This window comes from Streptomyces sp. PH10-H1, assembly GCF_030063355.1.
GTDB lineage: Bacteria > Actinomycetota > Actinomycetes > Streptomycetales > Streptomycetaceae > Actinacidiphila.
Genome location: NZ_JASISZ010000069.1, coordinates 31617 through 40437 on the forward strand (window position 1 = coordinate 31617; position 8821 = coordinate 40437).

Annotated in this window: 7 protein-coding genes; 4 read left to right on the forward strand and 3 right to left on the reverse strand. The window is 70.3% G+C overall.

Annotated elements, in window-relative coordinates:
• Positions 1 to 49 precede the first annotated feature (49 nt).
• Together QMK24_RS31645 and QMK24_RS31650 are read right to left on the reverse strand one after the other, a co-directional pair.
• Positions 50 to 1579 carry an APC family permease gene (locus QMK24_RS31645; RefSeq protein ID WP_283470286.1) on the reverse strand — a complete coding sequence of 510 codons (1530 nt, stop codon included), beginning with the start codon at positions 1577 to 1579 and terminating at the stop codon, positions 50 to 52.
• A gap of 37 nt (positions 1580 to 1616) precedes the next feature.
• On the reverse strand, positions 1617 to 2573 hold the full coding sequence (locus QMK24_RS31650; protein ID WP_283470287.1) for a hypothetical protein: 957 nt from the start codon (positions 2571 to 2573) through the stop codon (positions 1617 to 1619).
• A 288-nt stretch (positions 2574 to 2861) separates the two neighbouring features.
• On the opposite strand from QMK24_RS31650, the gene QMK24_RS31655 reads away from it, so the two are divergent.
• The 4 genes from QMK24_RS31655 to QMK24_RS31670 all read left to right on the forward strand — a co-directional run bounded on the left by QMK24_RS31655 (position 2862) and on the right by QMK24_RS31670 (position 6494).
• On the forward strand, positions 2862 to 3227 hold the full coding sequence (locus QMK24_RS31655) for a nuclear transport factor 2 family protein (RefSeq protein WP_283470288.1): 366 nt from the start codon (positions 2862 to 2864) through the stop codon (positions 3225 to 3227).
• Positions 3228 to 3327: 100 nt separating this feature from the next.
• Positions 3328 to 4800, forward strand: coding sequence for an MFS transporter (locus QMK24_RS31660; protein WP_283470289.1), 1473 nt, complete (start codon positions 3328 to 3330; stop codon positions 4798 to 4800).
• Between the two features lie 74 nt (positions 4801 to 4874).
• On the forward strand, positions 4875 to 6026 hold the full coding sequence (locus QMK24_RS31665; RefSeq protein ID WP_283470290.1) for a WD40/YVTN/BNR-like repeat-containing protein: 1152 nt from the start codon (positions 4875 to 4877) through the stop codon (positions 6024 to 6026).
• Between the two features lie 78 nt (positions 6027 to 6104).
• Positions 6105 to 6494, forward strand: a complete 390-nt coding sequence (locus QMK24_RS31670) for an MBL fold metallo-hydrolase (RefSeq protein WP_283470291.1) — start codon at positions 6105 to 6107, stop codon at positions 6492 to 6494.
• A gap of 65 nt (positions 6495 to 6559) precedes the next feature.
• Here the strand turns inward: QMK24_RS31670 and QMK24_RS31675 are convergent, their stop codons facing one another.
• Positions 6560 to 8494 (reverse strand): phospholipase C, encoded by a 1935-nt coding sequence (locus QMK24_RS31675; protein ID WP_283470292.1) that lies wholly within the window; start codon positions 8492 to 8494, stop codon positions 6560 to 6562.
• Between the last annotated feature and the right edge of the window lie 327 nt (positions 8495 to 8821).

Sequence of the window (8821 nt, forward strand, 5' to 3'; positions counted from 1 at the left end):
CGGACCCGCCCCGCCACGCCTGGGAGGCGGGGCGGGCCGGTGAAGGAGGTCAGACGGCGGTCTCGGAGGCCGCGGCCTTCTCCAGCTGGAACGCCTCGTTGCCCAGGCCGACGCGGGCGTGCACCTCGGGCTTGGTGGCCTTCAGCACCAGGCCCATCACGATCCCGAGAACGGCTGCGGCGCCCACGACACCCGGCAGGATCCAGCCCAGCGCCTTGTCCTGGTCCGGGCCGATCAGGACGCCGAAGTCCTTGACCGCGTAGACGAGGACGAACAGCAGGGCGGCGCCGGCCAGGGCCGAGCTCAGCAGCCGCCAGATCTGGACGCGCCCGGCCCCGCGGCGGACGAAGAAGGCGATGACGGAGGCGGAGGCGACCGCCATCAGGAGGATGACGCCGACGGCGCCGACGTTGCCGCCCCAGGTGAACAGCCGAAGCACCGGCACGGTCGGGTCCCCGGCCGGCTTGTCGTCGGTGACCGCGAAGGCGACCACGACGAGAAGGGCGATCACGCTCTGCAGCATCGAGCCGATCGCGGGAGCCCCGCTCGACTTGGAGGTGCGGCCGACGGCTGAGGGCAGCAGGCCCTCCCGGCCCATCGCGAAGGCGTAGCGGGCGACGACGTTGTGGAAGCTGAGCATAGAGGCGAAGATGCCGGTCAGGAAGAACACATGCAGCAGGTCGGTGAAGGTACCGCCGAGCCGGGCCTCCGTGAGGCCGAACAGCAGGCCCGCGCTCTGTTCCTGCGAGGCGGCGACGATCTGCTGAGGGCCGGCGGCCACGCCCATCAGCCACGAGGTGAGGGCGAAGAAGACGCCCGTGAAAGCGACGGCGAGGAACATCGCGCGGGCCACGACGGTCTGGGGTCTGCTGGTCTCCTCCGCGTACACCGGGGCCTGTTCGAAGCCGACGAAGCCGACGACGGCGAAGCACAGCGCGATACCGAGACCCGCGCCGGTCAGCGTGCTGGGGTCGAACCCGGTCAGGGACAGGCCCTGCCGCTTGTCGGGATCCGCGGCGAACGCGATGTCGCACACGACGACCAGGGCGCATTCGACGATCAGGAGCACGCCGAGCACCTTGGCGTTCAAGTCGATCTTCAGCGCGCCGAGTGCGCCGGTGAGCAGCACCGCCAGAAGCGCGGGTATCCACCAGTCGATGGTCACGTCGAAGTGCTGGTTGAGCTGGCCGACGACCTCGAAGCCGAAGATGCCGTAGATGCCGACCTGCAGCAGGCTGTACGACACCAGGGCGACGAACGACGCGGCGACACCCGTCGTGGCGCCGAGGCCGCGGGCGATGTAGGCGTAGAAGGCGCCCGCGTTGTGCACATGCCGGCTCATCTCCGCGTAGCCGACGCTGAAGAGCGCCATCACCACACCGAGTATCACGAACAGCAGCGGCTGCCCGACGATCCCCGTCGCACCGTACGTCGTGGGCATGACGCCCGCGACGACCATGAGCGGCGCGCTGGCCGCCAGCACCGACAGCAGGAGTCCCGGCGTGCTGATCCGGTCGGCGCGCAGCGCCCGTTCCTGGCCCTTGAAGGTGCTGATCTCGGTCTTACTGCCCGTCAGCATGGCTGCGGAGTCCTTCCGGTGAGGTGAGCGTCGGGTCTTACGGGGAACCGAAACCGAGCGCGGAGCTGCGCGCGGCGCGGAATGCCTTCTTCGGGTCGCGGTCGGCGTACGACCACGGACACCGGGTGGCGTGCGGTCCGATGCGGTTGAACAGCGCGGCGGCCTCCACCGGACGCCCGCTGTGCACCATGGCGTAGGCCAGCAGGTTGAGGTCCAGCTTCAGCCGGGCGTGGTCGCCGCCGTGCCACTCGAGCCACCAGTCGAAGGCCATCCGCAGGCTCTGCCGGCCCCGGCCGCTGGTCCAGTGCGGTGAGTCGGCGGGGTCGTTCGGCTCGGCGCCGGACCCGGCGAGCACCCGGTAGCGCTCGACATGGGCCAGCAGCGGCAGCACGGCGAGCGGCGAGCCCTCGGGTGCCTCGCCCGCGGCCCACTCGGCGAACTCGTACACCTCGTGGAACGGGTCGTTCCTGTCGGTCTTCTGACGCTCGGCCAGGCAGGCGGTCATCAGGTGGTGCGCGTGGTGGTGTCCGCGGTGACGGCCGCGTACCTGGTCGAACGCGCGCACCTGGTCCTCGTCGGTGCCGGTGCGGCGGGCCAGGATCAGCAGGGCCAGCCACGGCGACGGGTCCGCCGGCGCCAGCCGGGCCACCGCGAGACAGGCCTCCCGCGCGGCCTCCGGGCTCTCCTTGCCGTCGACGGCGCGGAACACGGTGGCGCAGGCGAGCAGCATGGCCGCGTCCCGGCTGTCCGGTTCGGCGAGCTGCCATTCGCGGGTCCAGGCCGCGGTGCCCGGGCCTTCGGCCAGGACGACCAGCCGGTGACCGCGGCGGTCCCAGTTGTCGCCGGTCTCGGCCAGCAGGGCGCGCACGTCGGACCAGTGCCCCTGTCCCAGGGCACTGCGAGCCGCGACCAGCTCGACGTCGTCGAGGGCCGGGTCGAAGCTGAAATCGTCCTTGGACCGTGAGAAGCCGAAGGGGGGCGGAGGTGGGCTCATCCGCGGGCTGCCTCCACGGGCGGGTTACGACCAGTGATCGTCCACAGCCAACCGGTACACACAGGTCCGCTTCAAGACCGGACCTGTTGTCTTCCTGTAGTCCGTTGCGCGTTCCTTGGGCCCGGATGACGATCCGTCCGCATTCCGGGATGGCGATCCGTCGCTCCACGATGCCGGGCCGGGAAGTACCTAACGATGACTGATTCCGTGCCGTTCGGAACTCCGTACCGTCTTGACCTGCAGGAACACAGCGCAACCAGCGCACCAACCCGCAGGGAGACACCGGACATGAGCGACACCCAGTACCTCGTCGAGCGCTACCTGGCCACCTGGAACGAGACCGACCCGGGCGCCCGCCGCAAGGAGATCGACGCGCTGTGGGCCGATGACGCCAACTACACAGACCCGCTGGTGACCGCCGAGGGACGCGACGCGATCGACGCGACCATCGGCGCCGTGCAGGCCCAGTTCCCCGGACTGGTCTTCACTCTCGCGGGCCCGGTGGACGCCCACCACAACATCGCCCGCTTCACGTGGGAACTGGGCCCGGCCGGCGGCGAGTCGCTGGTGGTCGGCTTCGATGTCGCGGTGCTGACCGAGGACGGCCGGCTGCGCAGCGTCCTGGGCTTCCTCGACAAGGTCCCGGCCGCCTGAGCCACCTCCCGGGGGCGGGCCCGCCCGGCCCGCCCCCCGCGCTCCTTCACCCCGTCCCCGGTCCGACCCGTATCGCCCTCGTGCTCACAGGAGTTCCGACATGGCCACCCTCACCACTGACGACCGCACCACCGACGACCACACCGCCGTCTCCGCGATCCGTCAGCAGCCGGCCGACCGCCGGTCCGTCCTGGGCCTGCTGGTTCTCCTGGTCGCGACCTTCATGACCGCGCTCGACTTCTTCATCGTCAATGTGGCGATCCCCTCCATGCAGGTGGACCTGCACGCCGGCACAGCGGCGATCCAGTGGGTGGTGGCCGGCTTCGGACTCGCGCTGGCCACCGGGCTCATCACCGCGGGGCGGCTGGGTGACATGTTCGGCCGCAGACGGATATTCGCCGTCGGGCTGGGGCTGTTCACCCTGACCTCGGTGGCTTGCGGCATCGCGCCGACCGCCTGGATGCTCGTGGTCTCCCGTGTACTGCAGGGCCTGTCGGCCGCGCTCATGGGCCCGCAGGTGCTCTCCATCATCCAGACCGACTACGCCGGCAAGGCCCAGGCCCGTGCGTTCAGCATGTACGGACTGACCATGGGCATCGGCGCGGTGTTCGGCCAGCTGATCGGGGGCCTCCTCATCAAGGCCGACTTCTTCGGTCTCGACTGGCGCACCTGCTTTCTCATCAACGTGCCGATCGGCGCGGTGACCCTGTTGCTCGTCCCCCGGGCGCTGACCGAGTCCCGCGCCCCGAAGCGGCCCCGGCTCGACGTCACCGGCGTGATCCTGTCGACGGTCGCCGTCGTCGCCCTCGTACTGCCGCTGATCCAGGGCCGCGAGGAGGGCTGGCCACTGTGGACCTGGCTGTGCCTGGCGCTGTCCGCCCTGCTGTTCGCGGAGTTCGCCGTGCACCAGCACCGGCTGGGCCGCCGCGGCGGCGACCCGCTGCTCAACACCGCGCTGTTCCGGGAGCGGACGTTCACCATCGGCGCCCTCGCCCAACTGGTGTTCTGGATCGGCCAGGCGTCCTTCTTCCTGGTTCTCGCCCTCTATCTGCAGCAGGGCCGCGGCCTGGACGCGCTCGGCTCCGGACTGGTCTTCACCGCGATCGGCGCCGGCTACATGATCACCTCGACCACCGCCCACCACTTGGCCGCGCGGCTCGGCCGGCACACCATCTCGGTCGGCGCTCTCGGCATGGTCCTCGGCCTGGGGCTGCTGTGGGAGGCGTCGCACAGCATCGGCACCATCGGCGGCCTGGGATGGCTGGTCCCCGGACTGTTCTTCGACGGGCTCGGGATGGGCATGGTGATCGCACCGCTCACCACCACCGTGCTCCGCGGCGTCACCCCCCAACTGGTCGGCTCCGCCTCCGGCGCCGTGGCGACCATCCAGCAGATCGGCGGGGCGCTCGGGGTCGCGCTGATCGGCATCATCTTCTACGACGCGGTCGGCAGCGGGCTGCCGGAGTCCTTCCCGCACGCCTTCGGCCTCGGCCTCGCCTTCCTGATGGTCGTCGAAACCGCCCTCGCCGCACTGGTCCTGCTCCTGCCCCGCAAGGCGGCGGCCGCCGGATGACGTCCCCCGCATCACCCATCGACCTCCTCGGCGCCGTCTGGACGGCGCCGAGGAGGTCGGCTACGTTCCGCGGCATGAGTGTCATGGGGATACTGAGACGTACGGTGTCGATCGGGTTGTGCGGGGCGGCACTTGTCGCCGTGTCCGCGCTGCCGGCACATGCCGGTTCTGCGGACGCGGGCGGCGCCGCGCGCACCGGGAACGCCGGGAACGCCGGGAACGCCACGCCGAAGCTGGGCGCTCCGACGCTCGGCTGGGAGCTGAAGGCGACGGGGACGACGGCCCGGTTCCGCGGCCTGTCGGCGGTGGACCGCAGGACCGCCTGGGCGGCGGGATCCGCCGGCACCATCCTGCGGACCGTCGACGGCGGCGCCAGCTGGGGCAACGTGTCCCCGCCGGGCGCGGCGGAGTTGCAGTTCCGCGATATCGAGGCATTCGACGCGCGGCGCGCGGTGGCGCTGGCGATCGGTGAGGGCGACGCCTCCCGCGTCTATCGCACGCAGGACGGCGGAGCCACCTGGACGGAGAGCTTCCGCAACCCCGATCCGAAGGCGTTCTACGACTGCCTGACGTTCTTCGACGACAGGAACGGCCTGGCCGTCAGCGACCCGGTGGATGGCAAGTACCGGATCCTGTCCACCGGTGACGGCGGCCGCAGCTGGCGGGTACTGCCCTCCGCCGGCATGCCCGCCGCACAGGACGGCGAGGCCTCGTTCGCCGCGAGCGGCCAGTGCCTGGTGAGTTCGGGCAGCCACGATGTGTGGCTGGCCACCGGCGGCGGCGCGCTCTCGCGCGTCCTGCACTCCCGCGACCGGGGGCTGACGTGGACGGTGGCGCCGACCGTGATCCCGGCCGGCGACCCCGCCAAGGGCGTCTTCGCCCTCGCCTTCCGCGACGCCCGGCACGGCCTGGCCGTCGGCGGCGACTACCGCGCCGACCAGACGTCGCCCCGGGCAGGAGCGGTCAGCCGGGACGGCGGCGGCACCTGGACGGCGTCCGCGACACCGCCGCAGGCGTACCGCTCGGGCGTGGCCTGGCTGCCTTACCTCGGATTCGCCGCCATCGCCGTCGGACCGACCGGCAGTGATCTGACGCTCGACGCGGGGCGCGGCTGGCGGCAGTTCGACTCCGGTTCCTATGACACGGTCGACTGCGCGCCCGACCTCAGCTGCTGGGCGTCGGGCGAGAAGGGCCGCATCGCCCGGCTCGCTCTCAGCGTCTCCTGACCCCGGCCGTTGGATTGTGATCCTGCCGGCAGGGGTGGTGCGGAGATCCACACCTGCCGGTAAATTGATCAGAGGCGTTTGACGAAATACGGCCACGCCTGTGTGCGCCTCGAAGAGGGCGACCGTGTGCTCGTGATCGACCCGGGCACCTTGTCCGAAGTGGAATCACTGTCCGGCTGCCCCAACCTCGGCTTCATCGTCGACGGCGTCTACCATCCGGGCGACTCGCTGTTCGTCCCCGCCGAAGCGGTCGACACACTGCTGGTCCCGGCGTCCGGCCCGTGGGTGAAACACGGCGAGGCCGTCGAGTTCGTCCGAGCGGTCGGGCCGGCTCGCTCGTTCCCCATCCACGACGCACATTTCAGCGAAGTCGGCAGGGACAACTTCGACGGGTGGCTGGACGCGAAAGGCGGGACCGACTACGCCCGTATCCCAGTGGGCGAGTCGGTCAACCTCCAGGGCCTGTGACGGATCACGAACGGCGACGGCCGCCCACCCGATGTACAGGGTGGGCGGCCGTCATCAGCCGGGTCTCACCGAGTGCCGGCAGTGCGGGTCTTGCGGCGGTGGAGTGCGAAGGCGATGCCCGCTCCGCCGACCGCGAGGGCGCCGGCGGTGATGCCGAAGGGGAGGACGGCCGACGAGGAACCGGTGTCGGCGAGCTGAGGCGATGTGTTGGTGTTGCCCGTGCTCCCCGTGCTCCCCGTGCTCCCCGTGCTCCCGGTGCTCCCGGTGGTTCCGCCGGTGGATGCCGAGGTGGTCCCGGAGGGCGTCGGGACCGGGTTCTTGGGGATGTCCTGGACGGACTTCACCGAGCCGTCCGTGTTGAGCAGAACCTGCTTGCCGTTGGGGTGGTCGAAGTCGAACGCCGAGGTGAGCGAGCCCGCGCGGGCGTCGAAGGAGGCGTCGCCGACGCGGCCGGTGTGCCAGTTGTCCTCGATGAACCTGGTGATCGAGGCCTGGTCGGTGCGGCTGTGGTCAACGGCGTTGACCTTGCTGTACGGGGAGATGACCAGCAGGGGCTGGCGGGTGCCGGGGCCGCAGCGGTCGGCGTAGCCACCCGCGGCGGCGGGTCCCGCCTGGCAGGCCGGGCTGTCGATGGCCTTGCCGTTGGAGCCGAGCGCGATGTTCTTCGAGCCGTTCAGCGGCTTGGCCGAGGCGTGGTCGTACCAGCCGTCGGAGTCGTCATAGGCGACGACGACGGCGGTGTCCTTCCACTGCGGGGACTGCTGCAGCTTGTTGATCTGCTCGACGAGGAAGTGCTGCTCGTCGGTCGGGTCGGAGTAGGCGGCGTGCCCGTCCTGGAACTCCGGGGCCTTCAGGAAGCTGACGGCGGGCAGGCTCCCGGCCTTCAGCGAGGCATCGAAGTCGGTGAGGTCGTAGTTGTGGTTGGCCTGCCCGCTGTGGCCGATCTCGGCGACGTTCGCCGGGGCCACGTGGTGCGGGTTCGACGTCGACTTGTAGTACTCGAACGGCGAGTGGTGCGGGCTGTAGTCGACGACCGCGGCGCCGCCCAGATTGGTGTGGGTGTTGCCGGCGCACTGGGCGTAGTGGCCCTGCTGGCCGTCCCAGGCGGTGCTGGGGCGGAAGCCGCCCTGGAACCAGCCCCAGGTGACCTTCTGGGTGTTGAGCAGATCGCCGATGTTGCGGCCCTGCATCACGGCGAGAGCGTTCTTGCTGGTGTGGTCCTTGCCCGAGCAGTCGTCGTAGGCCGGGTCGGGGTCGTTGATCAGCGTGCCGACGCCCTTGCTGTCCGGCGAGATGACCGTGTACGGGTCAGGGGTGGCGGTCTGCTTCGGCGTCTCGGTGCCGGTGGCCGGGTCGACGGAGATCACGCCGTGGGTCTGGCCGGAGACGAGGTTGAGCGCACCGGGCGTGGAGGGGCCGTAGGTGCTGCTGTAGGAGTTGTCGCCGAGCGTGTAGTGCTGGGCGTAGTTCCACAGCGCGGTGACGGTGTTGCCGTCGTAGTAGTCCATGACCAGGCCGGGCTCGCCGAAGAGGGTGCCGGAGCACTTGCCGGAGTCGGTGTTCTGGACGTACTGGTCGGCCTTGCCGCCGTTGGCCGCGTACTGCTCGGGACCGTAGTTGTGGTTCTGGTCGCAGGTCATCGCCTGCTGTGGGGTGAGGCGCTTGGGCGCGTACTGGTTCGGGTTCTTGGTCAGCAGCCCGGCCGTGCGCAGATTGTCGACGCTCTTCGGCGTGTGCTTGTCCGCCGTGAACGTCGTGCCGTCGGTGTTCGCTGCCACCGGGTAGGTCGCGAAGTAGTGGTCGAAGGAGACGTTCTCCTGGAAGATGACCACCAGGTGCTTCACGGGGGTGGCCGTCGTGCCGCCGCCGGGGTGGTGGTCGGGCGAGTCCGCCCAGGCGGACGCCGGCCCGCCGAGAAGGGTGAGTGCCGCGGCCCCCGCGACTACCCCCCACCGCACGGCCCGGCGACCCGGACCCGCCGCTCTTCCATTACTGCCCATGCTCTGTCAGCCTCCGCTGTCGGCCGTTCATGATGATGTTGACGGAAGGTGATCCTTCGCGCGGTCCACGACACCATGGCAGCCCGTCAGTGTCGCGACGGTGAACAGCCAGTCAGGAATACCAGGCCAAGAATTGACCCTTCGTTGACCATCGCCGACCGATTCCGACGGGTACTGACAGCCACGGGCGGATGTTCCGGCTAGGAGCGTGGGTCGGTATCGGGTAGTCGTCCGGGGTGATGGTGGTCAGCGGGATCGGTGGCGGCCGCCTGGTCTGTGCCGGTCGGCCGAGGTCGGGGTGTTCTGGCCCCGGGAGGCTCTCGTGGA